The organism is Ramlibacter sp. (assembly GCF_029866045.1).
In the GTDB taxonomy this organism is placed as follows: domain Bacteria; phylum Pseudomonadota; class Gammaproteobacteria; order Burkholderiales; family Burkholderiaceae_C; genus Ramlibacter.
The window spans coordinates 1-22,793 of record NZ_JARXAB010000155.1 but is presented as its reverse complement, the minus strand read 5'-3'; the positions used below and the strand labels follow the sequence as shown (position 1 = coordinate 22,793).

Below are 22,793 nucleotides of genomic sequence, written 5' to 3'. Positions count from 1 at the left end.
GCTCAAACTGGTGATGCAGCAGCGCCTGCTCGAGATCTGGCAGCAGACGGGCAAGACGGTGGTCTTCGTCACCCACGACCTGTCCGAGGCGGTGACGCTGGCACAGCGCGTGGTGGTGTTCTCGGGCCGACCGGGCTTGATCAAGGCCATTGAGCCGATTGACATTCCCTACCCGCGCGACCCGTTCAAGGTGCGCTTCGACGCCCGCTTTCAGGCGTCATATGAGCGGCTGTGGTCCATCCTGGCCCCGGAAATCGCAAAAGGGGAAGACCTGTGAGCATGCGCAGTGGAGATGAGGCCGCGGTGATGAGCGGTGGGCGGAGCATTGCGATTGCCCAATACGAAGCGGCCCAGGGCAGGCGTGCCCGGCTGATCATTTTGATGCGAATCCTGGTGGGTATCGCCTTCTTTGCCCTCTGGGAGTATTCGTCGGGCCGCTTCATCGACAAGCTGTTCATCTCGTCCCCCAGCGGCGTCTTCGCGCGTCTGGGCAAGTGGATTTTGGACGGCACGCTCTGGAACCACCTGTCCATCACCCTCTACGCCACGCTGTGGGGTTTTGCGATCGGGTCGGTGGTTGGCTTCTCATTGGGCTTGCTGTTTGGCCGCTTCAAGGCGCTGGCCGAGGTGCTGGACCCCTACATCACCGCGCTCTACTCGATTCCGAAGATTGCGCTCGCGCCGCTCTTCATCATCTGGTTTGGCATCGGCATTGAGTCGAAGATCGCGGTCTCGGCCTCGATCGTCTTCTTCGTGGTGTTTCTCAACACCTACGCCGGCGTGCGTGACGTGAACCCGCTGTACATCCACGCGATCCGCATCATGGGCGGCTCGCAGTGGCATGTGCTGCGCTCGGTCATCATGCCCAGCGCCACCTCCTGGGTGATCACCGGACTCAAAGTCTCCGTGCCCTACGCGCTGGTGGGCACTGTGATTGGCGAGTTCATGTCGTCCAATCGGGGCATCGGCTTCATCATCAGTCAGGCGACCGGTCTTTTTGACACCACCTCGGTGTTCTCGGGGCTGATCATTCTGGCGATCGTCGGGGCGATCTTCAATGAGGGCTTGGGGCGCTTGGAGGCGTGGTTGCTGCGCTGGCGGTAGACGAATCGCCCGCGACTGCGGCGACGATCTGCCTCACTGCGGTGGCAGCCGCGAATCGCTGGTCGAACAGCCTGCGGCATCGCGCCGGCAGGTCAGGGTCTTCTGCAACCTGGTCTAGAAGCTCCCGCGCGCAGCGCTCCAGTGCTTCAATCTGGTGGCCCTCGGTGACCTGTCCCACCCGCTCGTCTCGAATGATTTGCGCCAGGTCATTGCCGCCATTGACGCAGGCAAGAACTGGGAGTCCGCTTTGCAGGTAAGTGAGGAACTTCCCCGGTATGTTGTGGGATCGGTGGCGCGGATCCAGTGCCACAATCCCTGCAGCGCAGTGGGCATACAGGTCCGGGATCTGGTCCGGATCGATCTCGTCGAAGAACGCGACGTTTGGTAGTTGACGTTCCTGGCTCAGCTTGCGCAGGCGGGAAGCGTCGCTGCCACGCCCAACGAACAGAAAACCGACGTCTTCGCGTGCTTTGAGGCGATCGGCCACTTCGATGATGATGTCGAGGCCCTGCGCGACGCCCATGTTCCCTGCGTAGGCAAGGACCTTGCGGCCGGCCAGTGGTGTCTCCTCCAGCCTGATCGGGCTCTTGGCTTGTCCCGCCTGAGCCAGCCAATTTTCCAAGACCTCCAACTGTCTGCCGGGCTTGCGCTGCCACTGTCGGAAATAATCCAGATTGCCAGCTGCCTGGACGCCGATAACGTCGGCCACCGCATATTGGTAACGCGCCACTGCGGCGAAGAAGCGGTAGGGGAGCCCGCGTCCCATCAGCCCCATGTCCACGGCCCATTCCGGAAACAGATCCCGGAGGATCAGGTAGCCCTTGCATCCACTGGCCCGCTTGATCGCATTCACGAAAAGCCCATGGAAAATGGACGGCGAGTACCAGACGACGGCGTCCCATCGCGTGGCGGCCAGCGGGCTGCGCATGAAGTTGCGGCGCATGGCCAAGGGCATTAGCCCCTCACCGATCGTCCGTCTCACGTAGCCCAGGTCCTTGGTGCGCGGCGCCTGGAGCCGGAGTACCTCCACACCATCAACCACATCAAGCTGCCAAGGTTGCTCCAGGTCGGCGGCCGGCAGGAGGACGGTCAGGTGGTGCCCTTGCCGGATGAACTCGCGGGACAAGTCCCGCAACTGGACTGCGCCAGACGTCCGCTGCGGCGGGTAGGTGTCGGCGACAAGAGCAATCCGCAACCGTCGGTTCATCCCTGCCGTTTCCAGACAGTGCGGTTGACGAAATCGGTGTAACTCAGAATGATCCGGACGACCTTGTCCGAGACGTTGTCTGGCGCATAGTCGTCGACCAGGCGCAGCAGCCTCTCAGTGCCTCGCGGCTGGGACGCGAGGATGTCGAGCGCATCGAGAATGCGCTCGACCCTCAGGCCGACCATCATCACCGCAGCCTCCTCGACCCCTTCGGGACGTTCGTGGACCTCCCGCAGGTTCAGTGCGGGGAAGTTGAGGATGGAGGACTCCTCAGTGATCGTTCCGCTGTCCGACAAAACGCAGCGGGAGTTCGTCTGAAGCTTGATGTAGTCGGAGAACCCGAAGGGCTTGTGGAACTGCACCAGTGCGTGGGCGGTCAGTCCGAGCGCCTCGATGCGGGAGCGCGTGCGCGGGTGCGTCGAGACGATGACAGGAAGCTCGAACCGCTCGGCCAGGGTGTTCACAATTCCGAAAAGCTGCCTGAGCCTGTCGGGTGCGTCGACGTTCTCCTCGCGGTGTGCGCTGACCACGAAGTAACCCTGCGGTACCAGGCTCAGCCTGCCCAATACGTCGGAGGCCTCGATGCGAGGTGCGTAATGCGCCAGAACCTCGCGCATCGGGCTGCCGGTCTTGATGATCTGGTCGGGGGCAATGCCTTCCCTGAGCAGGTAGTCGCGGGCGATGGCGCTGTAGGTCAGATGGATGTCTGCCGTGTGGTCGACGATGCGCCGGTTGATTTCCTCCGGTACCCGGAAGTCGAAACAGCGGTTGCCTGCCTCCATGTGGAAGATGGGAATCTTCCGGCGCTTGGCGGCGATGGCAGCCAAGCAACTGTTGGTATCTCCCAGCAAGAGCACGGCTTCAGGGGCGTGCTTCTCGAGCTCCTGGTCGGCGGCGATGATCACATTACCGATCGTCTCCGCGGCGGTGGCTCCGGCGATCCCAAGGTAGGTGTTGGGTTGGCGAATGCTCAGGTCCCGGAAGAAGATTTCGTTCAACTCGAAGTCGTAGTTCTGGCCCGTGTGCACCAGAACATGCTCGCAATGCCGGTCCAGCTTGTCGATGACGCGGGACAGCCGAATCAGTTCGGGGCGAGTCCCCACCACAGTCATGACTTTAAGCTTGGCCATTGATCGCCTCCCGGATGATGTCCAGTTGCTGCAGGGTCTTCTTGACACCCTCGATGTCGAGCCTGCGGGTGTTGTGGGAGGTGTAGTCTTCAGCCAGGGAAATCTGGATTTCTCCCTCGACGAAGTACTTGTCGTAGTTCAGGTCGCGTGAGTCGGCTGGAATCCGGTAGTAGTCTCCCTCGTCCTGGGCCCTCGCCATCTCTTCGCGGGACACCAGAGACTCATAAAGCTTCTCTCCGTGCCGGGTGCCAATCACCTTCAGCTCGCCGTTCTTGCCCAATAGTTCTGTCATCGCCTGGGCCAGATCGCCGACAGTCGATGCCGGCGCTTTCTGGACGAAGATATCGCCGGGCTCGGCATTCTCAAAGGCGTGCAGGACGAGGTTGACTGACTCATCGAGGGACATGAGAAACCGCGTCATGTTCGGGTCGGTGACGGTCAGAGCCTTGCCGGATTGCAGTTGTGACAAGAAGAGTGGAATTACCGACCCGCGCGAGGCCATCACATTGCCGTAGCGGGTGGCGCACAGGATTGTCTTACGAGGATCGCAGAGCCTCGAGTTGGCAACCATGATCTTTTCCATCATGGCCTTAGAAATCCCCATGGCGTTGACCGGGTAGACGGCTTTGTCGGTACTCAAAACCACGCAGCGCTTCACCTCATTGGCGATCGCCGCGCGCATGACGTTCTCGGCTCCCAACACATTGGTCCGGACTGCCTCCATCGGATAGAACTCGCAGGACGGTACCTGCTTCAGCGCGGCGGCGTGGAAGACATAGTCCGCTCCCCGGCAAGCATCGTGGACGCTGTCGTAGTTGCGCACATCGCCAATGTAGAACTTCACCCGGTCGTTGTTGATGGCCAGGCGCATGTCCTCCTGCTTCTTCTCGTCGCGGCTGAAGATCCGTATTTCGGCAAAACCGGTATGAAGAAAGCGCGTCAGCGCCGCATTGCCAAAGGAGCCGGTGCCTCCGGTGATCAGGAGAACCTTGTTGTCGAACATATGTGCATCCGATATGGGTGGGCTGCCTAGCCGAATTCGTGCATCGCCTGGATCATCTCAGGCCAAGGCCGGGGCTGGAATTGCGTGGCCCTGCGGAACCGGGTCGAGTCAAGCGATCGATCGATCACGAACGCGTCGTCAGGATGAATCTCGATCTGCTTTTGGTAGCGAGCGGCTACCAGCTTTAGGAGGTCGAATTTGTTAATGGGGTCGGCCGACAGGTGGTAAAGCCCAGACAACTGCGGGAATGGCATCACATGGTCCCGGATGACTCTGGCGATTTCGATGGTGGGCAGCCCCGAGAAAATCGCCTGCCGGTATCCCTTGACAGAACCCGACTGAGACAGAAACCAGTCGACCAGGCTACGGGCACCTGCCAGCTCATGGCCGATCATGGATGTCCGCAGGGTCAGAGCGTGGGGGGCGTCCACCTCCCCCATATGCTTGCTGCGGCCATAGAGGTCGGTTGCGTCTGCCGTGTCGGCTTCGGTGTAGAGGCCCTTGGTACCGGAAAACACGCAGTCGGTGCTCAGGTGGATGAGGCGGGCACCGGCCAGCGCACAAAGCGATGACAGCCGGTGCGGCAAAAGTGTATTGACCGGGAGGCAGGCCATCACTTCATCGGCGGCAGCGAGCTGCTTCACGATCCCCACGCAATTGATGACGACATGAGGCCGCGTGCTCGCCAAAAGCTGGGCCAGCCGGTGCTCATTTTCAAGGTCAAAGCCAACGCGGACCTGGGCGTGCAGATCCGTCGGGAGCAAGGACAGGGCCCTGGTATCGCGCACGGACCCGACAGTCACAAAGTCGTCGCTGCGGCCGAAGAATCGCAGGAGGGTACTTCCGAGCATGCCGGAGGCCCCGAGGATCAAAATATGTTTCTTTTCGCTGATCATGGTCTGGCTTGGATTGTCGGGCCTTGGGGCTCGATTCTGATGTGGTTCGCGATCACGCCCCGCCCCGGAGGGCGGCAAGGAACTCGGCGGGAGTGTGCAGCTGGGTGCCCGGCGTGGCCATGCCCAGGAATCGTTCCACGGCTCGGGCGATGGACTGCGGGGATTTCGGATCGAAGGTTTGGGCGGGCTCACACACGTCCCGGACAAAGTCCAGCTCCGATGCGACGATCGGCAGGCCGCAGCGTTTCGCCTCGACGAGGGGCAGCCCGAAGGACTCTCCCAGAGAGGGGAACACCAAGGCACCCGAGCGCCGGTAAAGGCCGAGCACCTCCGCGTGCGGTCGCTGGCCGAGGTCATGGACACGCACGCCATGCTCGGTCCGGTAGGTCTCCACCAGCCTGACCAGCGCTTGGTCCCGAGGGCCGAGGGTGAGTGCCAGGCTAGGCCGTAGCCCCCGCACGCCCAACACCCGCCAGGCTTCCAGCAGGCGCAGATGGTTCTTGTGCGACTCGCCATCGGCTGGGTAGATGAAGTCCCACTCCGGCGGGTCAATTCGTTCCGGGTCAGTCCCAGCCAGCGGCTCGGGCAGGTCGGCAAAGGGCAGCACGCGGACTGGCGTGTCGACGCGCCCCGCTTTGCGCCGCAACCAATGGCGAACAAGCTCCGCCATCGAGGGGGTCTGCACCAGGTACTCATGGACCCTCGGCTGGAACAGCCGACAGACCAGACGTTCGAGCCCAAGGCGCAGTCCCGTCCGCAAGCCAAAGTCACGCAGCGGGCTGAGGCCCAGGAGGTTGCGGTTCTGGAGGAACACCGCCACATGGCCCTGAACCGGGAGAAGCGGCGGCAGCCCATGAAAACATAGCAGCTTGTCGCCCGCTCGACTCGCCCGGCGCAGGTGCCGCTCGGCCTGAAGCCGGCCGGTGATCGTCGGCTGGACCCAATAGACCTCGCCATTGGGTGGCGGTTGCAGGGTCTCCTGGACACGGGCGTCGAGGTAGGCCATCAGTGGCCCCTGTTCCTGCCAGGCTTGCAGCAAGGACTTCAGCAGGACCAAGCCACCGCCGGTGTGGACATTGGGGGCATGAAGAATGAATCGCTGTGTCATCCCGTGGGTCTCCCTTGGTCGGGTTTGCCGATCAGCCCCGCCCAGTTGGGCGACACCTGCCGCTGCGGGTTGTGCCCCCAGCGGATCTGGCAGATCCGGCCCAGGCACAGGCCCAGCGCGGTCGCATGCCAGATGTGCAGTTCTTCGAACGTCGTGAGGTAAAGAACTGCGAACGCGTTCAAGGGGAGCAGCAACAGGAGTGACTCCCGGACGGAGAGATCTCTTCTGTACCCCGAGACCAGCAGGTTGGGCCTGATGAACCAGGGCAGCAGCAGCGCGAGGCTCGCGACACCCCCTGCGGCCAGTATCGCGAGAAACAGGTTCAGCGTGCTCACGGGCAAATCCAGATTGAGCTCACGGGCCAGCGCGAACTCGAAGTGGCCGAGTCCTCCTCCGAGGAAGAAGGACTCCTGGAGAAGTCCCAGATTGGCGTACACGTATCCCCTGGAGGTGTCGATGAGGTCCAGCGACGCCATATGCTGGAGGCGCATGAGAAATGGGTTGTCGGAAGGGCCGCTCGCGAGTATCGCCAGCGTGATCACCGCCAGTCCGGCGGCGGCGACGTACCGCGGGTAGTGGCTCGGCCGTAGGCAAAAGCACGCGGTGACCGCGAGGCTGAGCATCAAACCGATCAGCACGCCCATCGAGTAGGTGAAATAGATGGCGGTGGCGATCGCCGCGGAACTGATCCATTGGCGTTTTTTCACTGCGATCGCCAGTGGTAAGACAAGCGCCATGGCGAGGAATGAGGGTTCGCGGAAGCTGCCGAGGGCGCGCTGGCTGAGGTCGCCGATTTCGAATGTGAAGGCAATTGGCTGCTCAAGGCCCGCTGTACCTAGCCTGTTTCTCGGCAGGTCTCCCAGTTCGAAACGGTGCAACAGGAAGACCCCCAGGGCCAAGACAGCGCAGACAACCCCTATTCGTACGATGGCGGCCTCAATCTGCGCCGCTCCGAATTCGGACCGCGCCTGCAGGGTCACGAAATTCACCACCATGAAAAATCCAGCCAAGTTAACCAGACGCAGGGCCACATAGCTTCCGGGCACCATCCCGGGTTCGCCAACCAGGGTTGCCAGGGTCAGCAGCGTCGTCATCACCAGAAATGCCAGGGTCAGGCCATGGAAGGGCATCAGCCGTCCGGTTGCGCAGGCGAGCATGGCGACACACAGGCCGACCCAAGGCAAGGGCACACCGCCCAGGACAAATGCGTCCAGATGGCACATGACATAGCCGGCGAGAAAGTACCCGACTCTCATCGGACGGTCCCATCGCTGTCATGTCTCCGCGACACCTCGCGAAAGTCTTGAATGACAGATTCATACATGCCCGCGATCCGACCAGCAGAAAACGATTCCCGCACCCGCTCTGCGTACTCGGGCGCAACGATGGGGGGATTTCTAACGAACTCTAGCAACTGGTCCACCACCTGCGGTTCGGGCCCAGCAGACGACTCCCGGATCGTGAGCGTCGGGTAGTCGCCAAGCGCCTCGCCAGAGGTATCGAGGTCAATGCTCGTCAAATTGAGGATTGGCCTTCCGCTGGTCATGTACTCCACCACTTTGCTAGCCAGTTGGGATTCGGATTTGTTTCCGATATTGACCAGAACATCGGCCTCGGCCATGGCCCGTGCAGCGACTTCCCGGGCAACCAAGCCGTGGATGTGGATACGGGCTTTGGCCTGCACTGAGCAGGCTCCCAGGTCAGGCCCGCAGTCGTTGACGGCGCCATAGAAATGCAGCTCGAGCGGCAGGGCTGGCGCCGCGGCGATCAGCCCCTCGAGGCAAGCGATCAGGAACTTCGGGCTTCGCAGGTTCCGGTACAGCGTACCGGCGAACACGAGCCGGATGATTCCGTCGGAGCGCGGGGCGACTGGTTCAGGCGGGCGGGGCAGCGAGAGCAGTGGCGGGATCACCCGGATCTTGCTAACCGCCGCAGGAAAATGAGCTTCGTAGAGTGCGCGGGTGGTGTCGGTTGTCACACTGACTGCATCGGCCCGCGCAAGCAGCCGTGCCTCCACCCACCTGTTCAGGCGCCCGTAGAGCGTCTGATTGTTCGGGGCGGGGTCTGGCATGAGGTGGAAGGGGTCGCCGATGTCGACCAGCCACCGGGGCCCTGCCGGTCCCTTGAGTGCGAGCATGCCCACCCAATGCCCGGTGAACGGGTGGGACACCGTAATTACCCAGTCGTAGCGCCCGGTTCGCAGTAGCCGCCGCGCCGCACGGACTGCGGGGATGACCCAGCCCATCGCATAGTCCGGCCAGCGCAGCAGGCGCCATAGCTGGCGCAAGGACTCCCTCAACCGTTGTTTCAGGGCGGCTTTGGCCCCGCGGGGGGGCTGCGTAGCGGTGGCTTGTGTCCCCTGCGGCCCCTGTGGTTTGACCGCCGAGAGCCAGTCAGGCACCCGATGGACCACCCCCCCGTCCTGCGTCTCAGCGCCCGCACCGCCCGAAGCGCAGACGACATCGACCGCATGGCCCTGGCGCCTGAGCGTCTCTGCGACGGCCCCCCAGCGGAAGGCTCGCGGGTTGAGGTCAGGCGGGAAGCAGTAGGTGATGACGAGGATTTTCACGAGCGTTTGGCGCCTTCGCTTGTGCGCCGGCCGTAGCCAGGTGAGAAGGGCAATGGCAGGGGAGCCGAATCCGCCAGCGCCAAACTGCCCTCCACAAAGTCGTGAACCAGGATTCGGTCGGCCTCGAGCACGATCATCCGGTGCACTGGGGTGCCATAGCCGCTGTGCATCCCGGCGAAGCCCCGGGGGCCGAAGTAGAGGCATTCCCCTTCGCCGAGGGTGCTGAGGTCGAACAGGTGGCGTGACAGATCGCCTGGCTCCCGCCCGTCAATATGGGGAGCGTGGTGCGCCATCACAGACCGGTAGGCGTTGCGCAACGTGGGGCTGGGTGTGTAGACAAAGGTGCCGGGGTCCCGCACCAGGGTGTGTCCGTCGATGACCAACTCGATGGCAAGCTGGTCGCAATGCGCGTGGGCGCCCAGCCCTCGCAGGCCCCGTTCGCCGCAGCGTATCGCCAAGAAGAGCCGTTGGCTACGAAATACGTAGCAACCCATGCCGCGGAAAGCGGCCAACTCGAGCCCCTCGAGCAGGCCGGGAGACGCCGCGAATACTTCGCTGCGACGGCTGTGCGGGGGCGTGGCCAGGTGCGATCGGCTGGCCCGCTCCCAGCCCTGCAGTGACCCAACGGACGCGATTGGGTTGGAAACCTCGATGGCAGCGCCGCCACCGGCCAGATCGAGGAGCAGTCGGGTGCAGGAGTCCATCAGGCCCGGCTTGCGTCCCCGTACGCCCGTGAGGGCGCGTAGCCCGGCCACCAGCGAGGCATGGTCCAAGCTCCAGCGTTCAGAGTCTGCCAGATTGCCTGCGCGCAACTGCTCGCCGCTGCCCAGGGTAATGAAGCGGCCGCTGTCGTTGTCACCGAACTGGACTGCGAGTCCGTCAGGCCGCGACAGGGCCTCCGTGAAATCGGCCATGCGCGCCAGCCGTTCCCAGCACCATGGGGGCAGCGGGCAGGGTTCGCCGCTCACTGGCGATGGATACATCGGCAGGGGCTCGGGCCGAAGTCGGGCCAACTTGCCGCCTGGCTGTGCGCGAGCCAGAACAGAGCGTTTCTGCGGTGAAAGCCCCGCGATCAGGGCCACTGCCCACATCACCATCTCAGCGGAGAGGCGGTGGTAGCAGACAGAGGCCTCGAAGTTGCTCCCATCTTCGTGGAACTGGTATCCAATCTCGGTGATCAGCTCCTGCACCGAAAACGCCAGCCACGCGTCGGTGTCTGTTCCGCTTTCGAGGTGGGCGGCGATGAACAGTAGCCCGACGATGTTGGCCAGGTAATGGTTGCCCCTGAACTGGGGATGCCACTCCAGGTTGCGAACGATGTGATCGCCGTGCGCCCAGATGCTGCGGGCGAGGGCGGACTCGAATTCAGTACCAAAGTCGATGCCAGCCGCCGAGGCGATGTCAAAGGCCAGGAGCAGGTTGGCCGCGCGGATTCCGACATCCATGGCGCAGGCCCAGTTCACACCGAAGCCCGGGGGGTTCGTCGCCGTGAAGTCCAGTATTTGGTTGCGAAGTTCGCGCGCGTAAACCTCGGGCGCCAAGAAGCCAGACTGTCCCTCGCGCGCAAGGTGATACGCCATCGCAAGCGCAGGCAAGTGCTGCATGCGGGCAAGCTCCCAGGGCACTTTGACATCAGCGCCCGGCTTGTCGCCGATGCGAATATCGTGGTGCCAGCAGTCCTCTCGCCACCGGTAGCCAGACTTGAAGTCGAGCTGCCAGTCGATGGGCTGGTAGTCCGGATCCACCATACACCACAGACGTTTGGCCTCGGGCAGGTTGGCGCGATTGATACGGCCTTCGAGCCACCGCCCCGAACTGTCTGCACTAATTTCGGGTGACATGTGGAAAGGCTGCCCCTCGAACCCGGCACAGGCAAGGTCATGGGTGAGCCGTGTCGTGCCAGACCCGAGGAGGTCAAACCGATGTGCCAGCGCTTGTCCCGCCTGATCACTGACCAACTCCAGGAAGCCTCGCTCTGTGGAGGGGACAGAGTGAAGGAGCGAGCGTCCAGCCGATCGATCTCTGGCCCGGAAACTCATCAGCCTCAAGACTTTCCATCCGCCAAAAGTTGGCCGGATCTGATGCAGCAGGCGTTCAGGCAAGGACTTGAATCGACGTATCGCCGAGCCGGCGGCGCTACGGACCGATCGGACATTCCAAGCTTGCCAGATAGATGGCATCAGCCCCTCTTACGGCCCGACGCCAGGATCAGTTCCGCACAGTCCTTGACAATAAATGCGGGGAAATTCTTGAGGACTTGGAGCAGACTCGACGTATCGATGGAGTAGTTGAACGTCTCTTCCGAAACGATCTCGAAGCCTGATTTCGCCAGAACGTAGCGCATGTCCGATAGCGTGTATTCCCTGTGGTGGCCCGTGAATGGAATCGCGGAATGGAACACGTCCGCTATGGGGCTGTGCACGGTAGTCCCTTTGAGGAAGAAACTGGCACGCCTGGGCCAGAAAGCCAGATTCGGTACCTCGAAGACCAGCGCTCCACCCGGGCGCAATGCCGACGCGATATTCGCGAGCAGGAATCTGGGTGTGTGGGCGAGATGCTCAGCGACTGCCATGCAGGTCACTGCGTCAAAGAGGGGAGGCGGCCCCTCCAGCCCGAGTTTCTCCTCGGTGAAGTCGGCATCGATCACCTGCACACCGTTCTTGCTCAAGTGATGGGCAATACCGTCCAGGGCGTGGTCGTAGTAGCCAAATTTCTCGGCAATCGCGACCGTGTAGCCAATGCGGCTCAGCGCGAGGGGAAAGGCGGCCAGGAAACCACCGACGTCTAGGACAGACTTCGCGCCGGCCGCACGGATCGCGCGCAGCGCCCTGATGTACCGCGTTTCGGAGCGCTTGAGGTAGTCCTTGACGTCAAAACGCTCCGACGTCCACCCGGGATTGTGCTTGGCGACGCCCGCCATGTCGGCGGGTAGGAGGGACGCCACCTCTTCGAGGCATTCCCGATAGATATTCAGGAAGCGTTTCTCGTCTTCTTTGCTATTGATGTCAGTCATGGATGCGTGGGTTCGAGGGTTCCGGTGAGGCCACGGGATTTTCTGAAGATCAAGCCCGTAATGAATGCCGATGAAGTCAGGAGCGAGATAGCCGCACCGAGGGCTCCCACCTGCGGTATGAGTGCCGCGGAGATCACTAGGTTCAATGGAAGGGCGATGGCTACCAGCCAAAGGAGGAAGCGGAAAGCTTGTCGGCGCATCAGCAAATTCACATAAGGGCTAAAGGCGAATGAGATGAACGCCGAGGCGCTTAGCACGGCAAACGTCGTCGGAGCCTCCGGATAGCGTCCCGTATCTACCCAGGGAATCACCCAAAAACCGGCCCAAGCTGCCGCACCACACAGGATGCCAAAGCCAATCACTAGCCGGCGGTGGCTGGCCAGAAGTCCGGCCAATGCCTGTGCGTCCTCCGCATGACGCAATGCCGGCAAGAGGACTGCATGCGCCGAAGTGAGTGCCAATGATAGGACGCCGTAGTAGCGGAATGCCGACCCGTAGGTGGCCAGCATCTGGTCGTCGCCAAGTGCCTTCAACATGAATATGTCGGCTTGTGAGAACAGCCCGATGAGGAAGAAGTAGGCAAAGAAATCAAGATACTTGAAACGGACGAAGCGTTGCGCATAGGCCTTCGATGCGGCAAACCGGATCGAGGTGGCACTGAGAACGCCCTTGAGCGCAATCGAAGCGACGAGGGCAAGCGAAAGCACCTGAACAGCCAACACCGAGGATGCGTTGAGGTCCGAGCCGTGATGCCAGATGAGGAGACCTACGGCGGCGGCAAACAGGGCCGACCGGGTCAGCTCGATGAGTGAGTAGCGGGTGAAGGCGAGGTCGCGCTGGTGGCAGGTCTTGGCGAATTCGGTGGCGCAGGTGCCCACGACAAGCGCGGCTACCAGCGCGTAGTTCACCCCCAGGGTCACGGTCAGAGGGAGCCCCAGGATGGCCACCAGCGAAATGAGCAGCAGTTGCACGCCCAGGGCGGCACTGGTCTCACTCGGGTTTTCTTTCTCGCTGGTGATGAGGTAGAGCCTGTTCAGGCTGCCAGAGATACTGCCTGTGACGAATGCGCACATAGCTAGCGCCAACGTGTAGGCGGCATACTCGTTCGCTGGGACGAACCGGATCAGCGCGATCCCCAAGCCAGCCAGGATGGCCTTGGAGATCACGTCGAATGACAAGACCCGCGCAAACCCTCTCATCGCAGGTGCCAGCGCTTTTCGTTGAGATAGCGCCTGAGGCGCGCATAAAGACCCCGCCGAAAAGGGGGGGGCAATTGCGCAGTTGGATTGTCCTCAGGGCTCAGCAGGAACATCCAGGCGCTGGCCAGGGGCGGGGGCAAGCGATCAACCCAGCGCGAATTCCAGAGGATTACGCGTTGCGATGCCATCAGCTGGTCGAAGCCAAACCCGCACAGGAGTGTCCGCGGGCGGTACCCTGCTACCCGGAAGCCTTGGCGCGCAAAGAGGTTGTTGATTTCCCCATGCGAAAAGAAATTGATATGAGGGCTGATCGCCAGCGTATCAACGGTCACGTTCACCAAGGGATTCCCGCGTAGACGGCGCTTGAGTGCACGCAGGATGGCATAAAGACCTGAGAGGTGAAGCAGTGTCTCGAACAGAGATGTGAGTTCGAAAGGGCCCCATCCGTTTGGGAGGGTGACGACAAGCCTTCCGCCCGGGGCGAGATGGCTGCGCAAGAAGACCAGAAAATCGTCCGGTGCTTCCACATGCTCGATCACTTCCGATGCGATGATCAGGTCGAACTGACCTAGGTCTTCGACATCCTCTCGAACTCGAAAGCTGAGGTTGTTGGCGGAATATTCTTGGTTCGCGTAATCGATGCTCGTCCGGTCGCTGTCGACGCCCAGGAAATTTGTTTCTGGGAAGCGCCGGGCGAGTGGCACTGTGAGGTTAGATCCCGTGCCGCAACCGATGTCTAGGACGCGGGCGGGTCTCGAGCTGCCAAGGATGCCCGCAACGAATTCGATCCGTTTGGCGATGCCATAACTGTCTTCAAGCACGGATGTAGGCCTTCCACCAAAGTGCGAAGTTGAAGAGGTACCAAACCTGCGCAGCCTTCTTCTCCTCGATCAGACGGAACACTTCCGTACGGTCGAAGAAGTCGGTCTGGGCGCAGAACTCCTCTAGCTCGCGGCGAATCTCGCTGCCGAGCCGGTCGAGGAACCAGTCGTGAATCGGGACGCCGAAACCTTGCTTGGGCCGGTCGACGATTTCGTCGGGGATCAGTCCGCGGACCGCGCGCTTGAGGATGTACTTGAGTGTCCCGTTCCGCGTCTTGGTTGCCTCGGGGATGCTCATGGCCAGTTCGACCAGCTTATGGTCGAGGAAGGGCACCCGTCCCTCCAGCCCGACACCCATACTCATCTTGTCGACGCGCATCAGCAGCAACTCGGGCAGACGCAGATTGAGGTCCAGGTACGTCATCCAGCCAAGCCAAGAAGGCCTCGGGCTGGACTTGCTGCAAAAACGCTCCCAGATCGGCTTCAGAACCTCCCAGGAGGTCGTCCCGGACGAGGCGGCGCGCAGTCGCGGCCCCAGCAGCCGCCGCTTGTGCGTTTCGGTGAAGGCCTCTGCCCCCCCCCAGAAAACGGGCAAGTCTTCGCTGCCTCTGCGAAGCCACTCGTAGGAGAAACTGCCGTCCTTGCCCAGTAGCCGCATGGCTGCCAAGCCCCAGCGCTTGAAGACCCTCGGAACCGGCCAATCGTTGTAGTGCTGCAGTCGCAGCGCGGTTCGCCACCCGGGGTAGCCCCAGAACAACTCGTCCGCACCCTCTCCGACCTGGCAGACCGTGACTCCGTTGTCGCGGGCGAGCTTGGAGACGAAGTAGACGGGGAAGCACACCGGGTCGGCGATCGGCTCGTCCTGCAGGCGGATCATCTCTGGCAGGAAGGCGAGCAGGTCTTCTACCGTCAGGAGCTTTTCGTAGTGCTGTGCGCCAACTTCGTCCGCAACACGGCGCGCGTAGTGGAGCTCGTTTTGGTAGCTGGCGTGCTCCCCGGCGTAGCCAATCGAGAAGGTGCGCACCGCTTCGCCAGCGCCATCAGAAAAGAGCGCTGCGTTCGTACTGGAATCGATGCCCCCCGAAAGGAATACCCCCACAGGAACGTCGCTGACCTTGCGTAGCCGGACGGCAACTTTCAGCTCCTCGAGGATGGCCTGCGCGACCTGATCCTCCGTCGCCTGGTCCAGATTGCGCGGGTGATCCAGGGGGTCCCAGTAGCGCGTCTCATGCATCGATCCATCCGGATCGATCCGCATCCAAGTTGCACAAGGCAGCTTTTTGACCCCTTCGAACAGTGTGTCGGGGGCCGGCGTTGTGAGGAAGGACAGGTAGTGCGGAAGCACCGCCTCGTTGACCGCACGCCGCTGCTCGGGGTCGGCCAAGAGCGCTTTGATCTCAGAGGCAAATGTGAGCCTCCCGTGGTGAATGCTGTAGTAAAGCGGCTTGACGCCCATGCGGTCACGCACAAGCCAGAGTTGGCTGGTCCGCTCGTCCCATAGGGCGATCGCGAACATTCCTCTGAAGCGTTGGATGCAGGCTATGCCCCATTGCTCGAACGCGTGCAAGATGACTTCGGTATCGGAGTGATCCGTTTTCCAGCGGTGGCCGCCCAAGGCTTCGAGCTCCTTGCGGATTTCTGCGTGGTTATAGATCTCCCCGTTAAAGACGACCTGCAGGCTGCCGTCCTCGTTGTCCATGGGCTGACCGGCGGTATCTGCCAGGTCGATGATCGACAATCGGCGATGGCCCAGCCCGATCCGCCCGTCGGGCGACACCCAGGCCCCGCTGCCGTCCGGGCCGCGGTGTGTCATCGTGTCGCGCATCTTGACGACAAAGTCCGTCGTGACCTCGAATGCGCTGCCCGGGAGGGCAAGTACGCCAGTGATTCCGCACATGATTATTTGGTGGCTCGTATTCCGATAAACCAACCCCAATCATCCGGGAAGAACTTGCTTAGCCAGCGGGGCCAGCGAGTCGTGTCATAGGTTGTCATCAAGGGCACGAGTTCGACTTGGCGGTAGCTTGCGAACATTGCAGCCAGTTCTTTCTTGGTGTAGGCCTTGGTCCCAATGCTCTCGATGTTGTGCCAGACAACATCCGCAAAACTCAGCCAGGGCTTGCCTTTGAACAGTGCGTGCCTCACCCAAACCTTGAAAACGGCGGGTGAACGCCTCCCGTACAGCATTCCTATGAATGTGCCCCCAGGCTTCAGAACTCGGAGGACCTCGTCGATGATAAGTTGAGGCTTTTCCGAGTGATGGATCACACCCCAAGAGTAGACGATATCAAATGTGTCGGACTCGAAGGGCAGGGTTTCTGCATCGAGCTTGGTCAAATTCGACTGGAAGCCGTAAAGGTCAAATCTCGCCTCTGTTGTCGCGATCGCCTCTGCGGTGAGATCGACCCCATGACAAATAGCTCCGGAGCGAGCCCACTGCAGATGGTCGGTTCCTGCGCCAACGCCGACCTCCAACAGTTTCTTACCATGATGTCTCGGGAATTGGGCCACTCCGTGGATGAATGGTTCTACTGAGTAGCGGTGCTCCTCGATTCTTTCGAACCATTCTTTGGACAGTGGCTTGAGTTCACCAACGATCGTTGTGCTGCTGCCGCAGACGCCTTGTTCCCAGAAGTTCTGTACTTGGTCATTCAGAGTCATATTCTTTTCCTTGGTTTGAGGGCCTGCTGGAAATCAACTCTTGCACCGAAAGTGCGATTCGGGCTGATTGGAGCTGCTGCCAAAGAGGAATGGGCCAAGCATTCCCCCTCTTGATTGCCTGCGCAAATTCAATCAATTCGTCCTTCTGCCCCTTGTCCGCGGCCCGGCTTTCCAGCCGCTTGTGCTTGGCCCCCGCCACCTCCAGGCTTCGGTAATCGTCCAGCGAGATCACAGTCCCATCGACAAAGATCTCCAGTCGCTCTTTGGGGTACTCGGTGCTCCCGAGCGCGGTATAGATCAGTGTCGCGACGGAGCCGTCGTCAAACGACAGGGTGGCCGCGAAGTTGTCCGAGGCGGCGTAGAAGCCGGTGGCGGGCCGGATCGCCCGGGCCTCAACCCGAACGACGCGCGCACCCGTGAGAAAGGTAAACAGGTCGTATATGTGGCATGCCTCACCGAGGTTGCGCCCTCCGCCCTCCGGTCCATGGACCCAATGGTCCAGGGGAATATGCCCCGCGTTCATCCGGTAGTTGAGGATCATCGGATTGCTGCGTCCGGCCACCCGTGCCTCGATGGCGCGTGCGTAGGGGGAAAAGCGCCGGTTGAAGCCGGTCAGCAAGAGGGGCTTGCTTGCCTCGTCCCTCGCGTAGAAGGCCTCAATAGCTCCGAGTTCAGACTCCTCCAGCGCGAGCGGTTTCTCCAGGAGCACATGCTTGCCAGCCTCCAGGGCTTCAAGTGCAAGTTTCGCGTGGGTGTCGTGCCGTGTCGCGATGATGACGGCGTCGATGTCGGGGTCTGCAAGCGTCTCGCGGTAATCGGTGGTGGCATAGGCAGAGCCGAACCGCTTTGCGGTGGAGGTTGCGTTGTGTCCAGTGCGGCTTGCCACAGCTCGCAACTGGAAGTGCGATTCCAACTGGACCAGATTGGGGAGGTGCATGCCCTTGGCAAAGCCGCCAGCGCCGATCACGGCGACGCGAATCTGTCCCTTCCACGCCTTGAGCGGACGCTCGTCGAGCAAAACCCGGTGTTGTCCATCGTTGGCTTCGGTCTGCGGGTAGGCCAGCAGCGCCATCAGAGGCTTTTCCCCGGCGGCCTGGAGCGACCGGTAGGCGGCATCGACTCGCTCGATCGGGTAGACCGCGGTTACCAGAGAGCGGATGTCTAGAGTGCCTTCGGAGATGAGGCGGAGGTACTCCTGCATGTTCCTGCCTTCAGTCCACCGCACATAAGGGAGCGGGTAGTCGAGTCCCTTCTCCTCGTATCCCGCGTCATAGCGGCCAGGTCCGTAGGAAGTCGAGATCAGGAAGTCGAGTTCTTTTTCGTAAAAGTCAGCGCGCTGGAGATCGAGGCCCACATCCCCCACCAGCACGACCCGGGCCTTCTTGCGGCACATGCGAAAGGCCGTCGAGACGAGGGCGTCGGAGGGGCTCGCTGCCGTGATGATGACGCCGTCTGCGCCAACTCCGCCGGTGATTCGGGCCACCTGCAAGATGTCATTGGCGTCGTCTGGGTGCAGGCCCCAGTTCATGCCCCGGCTGGAGGCCAACGCCAGCCGAGCCCGGTCAAGGTCAACGCCGATGACGCGGCAGCCGTTGGCGCGCAGGAGTTGGGCAGTGATTTGACCAAGGACGCCCAGGCCGATCACGACGAAGGTCTCTCCGAGGGTGGGCTGGGCCCGGCGAACCCCTTGCATTGCAATCGCGCCGAGCGCCACTGATGAGGCCTCGGGGAAGCCGACATTGGCGGGCATGTGAACCACCAGGTTCCGCGGGACGCGCACGATCTCTGCGTGAAACGCGCACTGGGCCCCCGCGCAGGCCACCCGGTCCCCCACGGAGACATCGTCGACACCCGCGCCAATCGCGATGACCACGCCGGCTCCGGAGTATCCGGTGGGGAGTTCGACCGACAGGCGGTCTTTCACCAGTCGGCGCGTCGCCGCGAGGCCCTCCGAAAGGGCCAGATCCAAGACCTTCTTGACATGCTGGGGTTGCCGAAGCGCGCGCTTCCAAAGAGGCAGCCCGGTCGACTTGACGCCCGACATTTCGGTCCCGATCGAGATGCAGGAGTGATCCATTCGGATCAGCACTGTCCCGGGCTCGACCTGTGGGGCGGGAACTTCCTCGAGGTGGACCTGCCCACCGCTGACAAGAACCTGCTTCATCGCCACAGGCCCCTTGTGTCGATGACTGCTTTGCCTTCCAGTCGATGGCGGGGGACGTCCTTGAACTGCAGGTGGTCCACCAGCAGAACGATCACGTCGGCGCCCTCCAAGGCGGCCTCGAGGGTGGCGAACTCGGTCCCGGTCAGCCCTGCCAAAGCCGGTGGCATCTGCTCCAGGTAGGGCTCCACCACCAGGGTGCGGTCGGCCAGGCCCCGTTCGACCAGGTGGCGGGTGATCTCGAGCGAGGGGCTCTCGCGCAGGTCGTCGATGTTCGCCTTGAACGCCAGCCCCAGACAGGCCAAGACGACTTCGCCGGACCGGCGTTGACGGATGGCAGCCACGGCCTCTTCGATCTTGGCGATCACCCATTCTGGCTTGCTATCGTTCACCTCGCGTGCAGTGCGTATGAGCCGCGCTGCCTCGGGCGCAGCATCGACGATGAACCAGGGATCGACCGCAATGCAATGGCCACCGACCCCTGGGCCCGGGCTCAGGATATTGACCCTGGGGTGGCGGTTGGCCAGCGCGATCAGCTCCCATACGTCGATTCCAAGCCGGTCGCAGATGAGAGATAACTCGTTTGCGAACGCGATGTTCACGTCGCGGAAGGCGTTTTCGGTGAGCTTTGTCATCTCCGCGGTGCGGGCATCGGTCTCGATACACTGGCCGCGCACGAAGGTTTCGTAGACGCGGCGTGCTCGTGTGGAGCAGGCGGGGGTGAGGCCACCGACGATTCGGTCATTGCTGACCAATTCGGACACGATGCGACCCGGAAGGACCCGCTCTGGGCAGTAGGCCAAAAAGATGTCGGCATCCGCTTCGCCAGGCTTCGGGATCCGCAGGTCCGGGCGCTCCTGCGCCAGCCACCCGGCAAGCATCTCGGTGGTGCCGACGGGTGATGTTGATTCGAGGATGATCAGATTGCCAGGCCTCAGGCTGGGTGCGATTCGTCGTGCCGCTTGCTCGACGTAGCCCAAGTCAGGGACGTGGTCGTCCTTGAAGGGTGTGGGAACCGCGATGACGAAGGTGTCCGCCGGTTCGGGCTCCAGTGTGGCACGCAGGCGGCCTGACAGCACGGCGCCTCGGACCAGACCATCAAGGTCTGGCTCGACGATGTGGACCTCGCCGCGGTTGACGGTATCGACGATCGAGGCGCTGATTTCGACGCCGATGACCTCGTGTCCGGCGCTCGCCAGGACCGCGGCAGTAGGTAGCCCGATGTAGCCAAGGCCAACAACGGAGATTCGTGATTTAGCCGAATTCATGGATGCTCTGTTGTCCTTCGATCACTTGGGCAATTCGTTCCGCCGCCTGGCCGTCGCCATAAGGATTGTGTGCGGCCGCCATCGTGGCGTACCACGCGGGGTCATCGAGCAGTCGCTGTGCTTCGTTAACGATGGTTTCTTCCAGTGTCCCCACCATGCGCACAGTCCCCGCTGCAACGGCCTCGGGCCGCTCGGTCGTGTCGCGCAGAACCAGGACCGGTTTGCCGAGGGCCGGCGCCTCTTCCTGGATGCCACCCGAGTCGGTCAGGAGAAAGGTGGCTCGCTTCATCAGAGCCACGAAGGGCAGGTAATCCAAAGGGGCAATGAGATGGATGTTGGGGATCGTGCCCAGCAAGTTTTGGGTCGGCGCCAGAACGTTGGGGTTGGGGTGGACGGGGTAAATGATCTGTACGTCGTTTTCGGCCGCCAAACGCCGAAGGGCGTTGCAAATACCTTCCATGCCCGGGCCGAAATTTTCCCGCCGATGGCCTGTGACCAGGATGACGCGCCGGGATTCATCGGCAAGCCACGGCATACGTTCGAAAAGCCCTGACTCGCCAAGAGCCGCCACGTCCGCTCGACTGGAAACTTCGAGAAGCGCATCGATCACCGTATTGCCTGTGACCCAGACAGCATGCCGCGGCACCCCCTCGGATTGGAGGTTGGTCCGGGCGGTGGCAGTGGGCGCGAAGTGCAGTGATGCAAGCTGGGCTGCTGTACGGCGATTCATCTCCTCCGGCCAGGGGGAGTGAATATTGCCCGAGCGCAAGCCGGCTTCGACATGGCCGACCGGGATCTTTTCGTAAAACCCCGCCAATGCGGCACCGAACATCGTGGTGGTGTCTCCGTGGACCAAGAGCAAATCTGGCCGTGCTTCGCGGATGATGTCCGTGACGCCGGACAAAACAGAGGAAGTCAGCCCGGACAAGCTCTGATTTGGCTTCATCAGGTCCAGATCGAAATCAGGCCGAATATCGAACAGGTTGAGGACTTGATCGAGCATTCCCCGGTGCTGCGCAGTCACGCAGACGCTCACATCCACGAGCGCTGAACGCTTGAGCCGTTTGACGACGGGCGCCATCTTGATGGCTTCGGGACGGGTGCCGAAGACTGCGAGCACGCGCTTGCCTGGTGGTTTACTTCGATTCAATTGGAATTTCTGCCGGGTGGGATTTTTCTTCGTACGCCTTCGCTGGGCAATTGAGCCAGTAACCCGTCAGTGGCCGCCCTGAGCAACCTTCTGGATTCGGAGCTGGGTGGGGCCGTCCGCTTCCGTTTTCAGTGATTCAATCTCCTGCCAGAGGGCCTCGTATTCGTGCAATTTACGCTGCAGGAATCGGTGGGTGATGGCAGCCTTCTCTGCGATGCCACTGGGCGTCAGAACGTAGACGTAGCCAAACTTGTTCTTGGAGTTTGCGAAGTTCTTCATCTTGACGAGGCCTTTGCCCATTAGTGCCTTCAGGCAATAGTTGAGGGCTCCCACGCTGATGCCCAAGCGTTCGGCCAATTCCCGCTGCGTGAAGTCTGGGTTCTTCTGGAGTAGGTGCATCACCCTGAAATAGGTGTCCTCTTGTAGTTTTGCTTGACGACTTGCCATGAACTTGTCAATTCCCTCTGTCTCTGGGCGGTTGAGTTGCACGCCCCTTGTCGTGACCGGAGGCCTGCTCCCTAAAGCACTGGAACCCAGGACTTTTGTAAGAACTTGAACATTTTGCATCGAATGGCGTGACGGGCAGCACAGTCCCAGCAAATTTCCGCTGATCTGGCGCCCGATGAGGCCCTTCCTAGGGCCGGCACAATGCGGTGGGTCGACTGGAGTCGCCTCCCAGGATCAATGCTTCGATGCAACTCACCATTTCAGAGATTCTTTACCTACAAGGCTTCGGCACCCGCCGCGTCTGCGCCGGCTTGATCCAGCAAGGCTGGCTCACCGTCTACGGCCAAGCCTGCACCGACGCCTCCGCCGAGTTCGTCCCGGAGGGGCTTGCCTTCACCGTGCAAGGTCAGCCCTGGGTGGCCCATGCCAAGGCCTATCTGATGCTGCACAAACCGGCTGGTACCGAGTGCTCCAAAAAGCCCTCCGCCTGGCCCAGCATCTACACCCTGTTGCCCGCCCCGCTGCGCCAGCGCCCGGTCAAGGGCGGGCAGCCAGGGGTCCAACCGGTGGGAAGGCTGGACCAGGACACCACCGGCCTTCTGCTGCTTTCCGACGACGGTGCCTTCTTGCACCGCCTCACTTCGCCTAAGCACCATGTGCCCAAGGTCTATGAGGTGACCACCAAGCACCCGGTGGACCCGCGCCAGGTGGCGCGTCTGGTCGAGGGCGTGGTGCTGGAAGACGACCCCAAGCCCGTGCGCGCTGCCGCCTGCGAGGCGACGGCGGAGTGCGCCTTGCGCCTGACCCTCACCGAGGGCAAGTACCACCAGGTCAAGCGCATGCTGGCCGCCGTGGGCAACCGGGTCGAGGGGCTGCACCGCTCGCGCATTGGGGGCTTGGCGCTGCCGGCCGATTTGGCGCCTGGGCAATGGCGCTGGCTCGAGCCCGAAGACCTTGACCGGCTGCGGCAGTCGCAAGGCTAGCGAGGCCGTGGGGGCTACACTCGTCCCGTCGTTGTCGAAGGTCCCGCGTGAACTCATTTCTGCGCAAGCTCGT

Annotated in this window: 19 protein-coding genes and 1 pseudogene; 3 read left to right on the top strand and 17 right to left on the bottom strand. The window is 61.9% G+C overall.

What is annotated here, in order from left to right; genetic code table 11:
* Together QE494_RS15665 and QE494_RS15660 are read left to right on the top strand one after the other, a co-directional pair.
* Window positions 1–277 (top strand): annotated as a pseudogene (locus QE494_RS15665) (ABC transporter ATP-binding protein); the annotation flags it as partial.
* Window positions 278–279: 2 nt separating this feature from the next.
* The gene (locus tag QE494_RS15660; RefSeq protein WP_300044706.1) at window positions 280–1,104 is read left to right on the top strand and encodes an ABC transporter permease; all 825 of its coding nucleotides are present in this window, start codon (window positions 280–282) and stop codon (window positions 1,102–1,104) included.
* Here QE494_RS15660 and QE494_RS15655 read toward each other — a convergent pair.
* The 17 genes from QE494_RS15655 to QE494_RS15575 all read right to left on the bottom strand — a co-directional run bounded on the left by QE494_RS15655 (window position 1,055) and on the right by QE494_RS15575 (window position 21,779).
* Window positions 1,055–2,311 carry a glycosyltransferase family 4 protein gene (locus QE494_RS15655; protein ID WP_300044704.1) on the bottom strand — a complete coding sequence of 419 codons (1,257 nt, stop codon included), beginning with the start codon at window positions 2,309–2,311 and terminating at the stop codon, window positions 1,055–1,057. The genes QE494_RS15660 and QE494_RS15655 overlap by 50 nt on opposite strands.
* The gene (gene wecB / locus QE494_RS15650) at window positions 2,308–3,441 is read right to left on the bottom strand and encodes a non-hydrolyzing UDP-N-acetylglucosamine 2-epimerase (protein WP_300044702.1); all 1,134 of its coding nucleotides are present in this window, start codon (window positions 3,439–3,441) and stop codon (window positions 2,308–2,310) included. The genes QE494_RS15655 and wecB (QE494_RS15650) overlap by 4 nt, the downstream gene beginning before the upstream one ends.
* Entirely contained in the window at window positions 3,428–4,444 is a 1,017-nt protein-coding gene (locus QE494_RS15645) for a polysaccharide biosynthesis protein (protein ID WP_300044700.1), read from the bottom strand. Before QE494_RS15645 ends, wecB (QE494_RS15650) begins: the two co-directional genes overlap by 14 nt.
* 26 nt (window positions 4,445–4,470) lie before the next feature.
* A complete protein-coding gene (locus tag QE494_RS15640) occupies window positions 4,471–5,340 on the bottom strand; it encodes an SDR family oxidoreductase (protein ID WP_300044697.1) in 870 nt (289 codons plus the stop codon).
* 52 nt (window positions 5,341–5,392) lie between these two features.
* The gene (locus tag QE494_RS15635; RefSeq protein WP_300044694.1) at window positions 5,393–6,448 is read right to left on the bottom strand and encodes a glycosyltransferase; all 1,056 of its coding nucleotides are present in this window, start codon (window positions 6,446–6,448) and stop codon (window positions 5,393–5,395) included.
* Complete coding sequence (locus QE494_RS15630; protein ID WP_300044692.1) at window positions 6,445–7,704, bottom strand: O-antigen ligase; 1,260 nt, start codon at window positions 7,702–7,704, stop codon at window positions 6,445–6,447. Before QE494_RS15630 ends, QE494_RS15635 begins: the two co-directional genes overlap by 4 nt.
* A complete protein-coding gene (locus QE494_RS15625) occupies window positions 7,701–9,017 on the bottom strand; it encodes a glycosyltransferase (protein WP_300044689.1) in 1,317 nt (438 codons plus the stop codon). The genes QE494_RS15630 and QE494_RS15625 overlap by 4 nt, the downstream gene beginning before the upstream one ends.
* On the bottom strand, window positions 9,014–10,858 hold the full coding sequence (locus QE494_RS15620) for a heparinase II/III family protein (RefSeq protein ID WP_300044686.1): 1,845 nt from the start codon (window positions 10,856–10,858) through the stop codon (window positions 9,014–9,016). Before QE494_RS15620 ends, QE494_RS15625 begins: the two co-directional genes overlap by 4 nt.
* Window positions 10,859–11,196: 338 nt before the next feature.
* Entirely contained in the window at window positions 11,197–12,030 is an 834-nt protein-coding gene (locus QE494_RS15615; RefSeq protein WP_300044684.1) for a bifunctional 2-polyprenyl-6-hydroxyphenol methylase/3-demethylubiquinol 3-O-methyltransferase UbiG, read from the bottom strand.
* Entirely contained in the window at window positions 12,027–13,208 is a 1,182-nt protein-coding gene (locus QE494_RS15610; protein ID WP_300044681.1) for a lipopolysaccharide biosynthesis protein, read from the bottom strand. The genes QE494_RS15615 and QE494_RS15610 overlap by 4 nt, the downstream gene beginning before the upstream one ends.
* 17 nt (window positions 13,209–13,225) lie before the next feature.
* A complete protein-coding gene (locus tag QE494_RS15605; protein WP_300044679.1) occupies window positions 13,226–14,050 on the bottom strand; it encodes a bifunctional 2-polyprenyl-6-hydroxyphenol methylase/3-demethylubiquinol 3-O-methyltransferase UbiG in 825 nt (274 codons plus the stop codon).
* Window positions 14,043–15,947, bottom strand: a complete 1,905-nt coding sequence (gene asnB / locus QE494_RS15600; RefSeq protein ID WP_300044677.1) for an asparagine synthase (glutamine-hydrolyzing) — start codon at window positions 15,945–15,947, stop codon at window positions 14,043–14,045. The genes QE494_RS15605 and asnB overlap by 8 nt, the downstream gene beginning before the upstream one ends.
* Before the next feature lie 2 nt (window positions 15,948–15,949).
* On the bottom strand, window positions 15,950–16,711 hold the full coding sequence (locus QE494_RS15595) for a class I SAM-dependent methyltransferase (RefSeq protein WP_300044674.1): 762 nt from the start codon (window positions 16,709–16,711) through the stop codon (window positions 15,950–15,952).
* Window positions 16,698–18,875, bottom strand: a complete 2,178-nt coding sequence (locus QE494_RS15590; RefSeq protein ID WP_300044672.1) for a bi-domain-containing oxidoreductase — start codon at window positions 18,873–18,875, stop codon at window positions 16,698–16,700. The genes QE494_RS15595 and QE494_RS15590 overlap by 14 nt, the downstream gene beginning before the upstream one ends.
* Window positions 18,872–20,140 (bottom strand): UDP-N-acetyl-D-mannosamine dehydrogenase, encoded by a 1,269-nt coding sequence (gene wecC / locus QE494_RS15585; protein ID WP_300044670.1) that lies wholly within the window; start codon window positions 20,138–20,140, stop codon window positions 18,872–18,874. Before wecC ends, QE494_RS15590 begins: the two co-directional genes overlap by 4 nt.
* Entirely contained in the window at window positions 20,127–21,260 is a 1,134-nt protein-coding gene (gene wecB / locus QE494_RS15580) for a non-hydrolyzing UDP-N-acetylglucosamine 2-epimerase (RefSeq protein ID WP_300044668.1), read from the bottom strand. The genes wecC and wecB (QE494_RS15580) overlap by 14 nt, the downstream gene beginning before the upstream one ends.
* Window positions 21,261–21,356: 96 nt before the next feature.
* Window positions 21,357–21,779, bottom strand: coding sequence for a MarR family EPS-associated transcriptional regulator (locus QE494_RS15575; protein ID WP_300044665.1), 423 nt, complete (start codon window positions 21,777–21,779; stop codon window positions 21,357–21,359).
* A 203-nt stretch (window positions 21,780–21,982) separates the two neighbouring features.
* On the opposite strand from QE494_RS15575, the gene QE494_RS15570 reads away from it, so the two are divergent.
* Window positions 21,983–22,720, top strand: coding sequence for a pseudouridine synthase (locus tag QE494_RS15570; RefSeq protein ID WP_300044662.1), 738 nt, complete (start codon window positions 21,983–21,985; stop codon window positions 22,718–22,720).
* The last annotated feature ends 73 nt before the right edge of the window (window positions 22,721–22,793 follow it).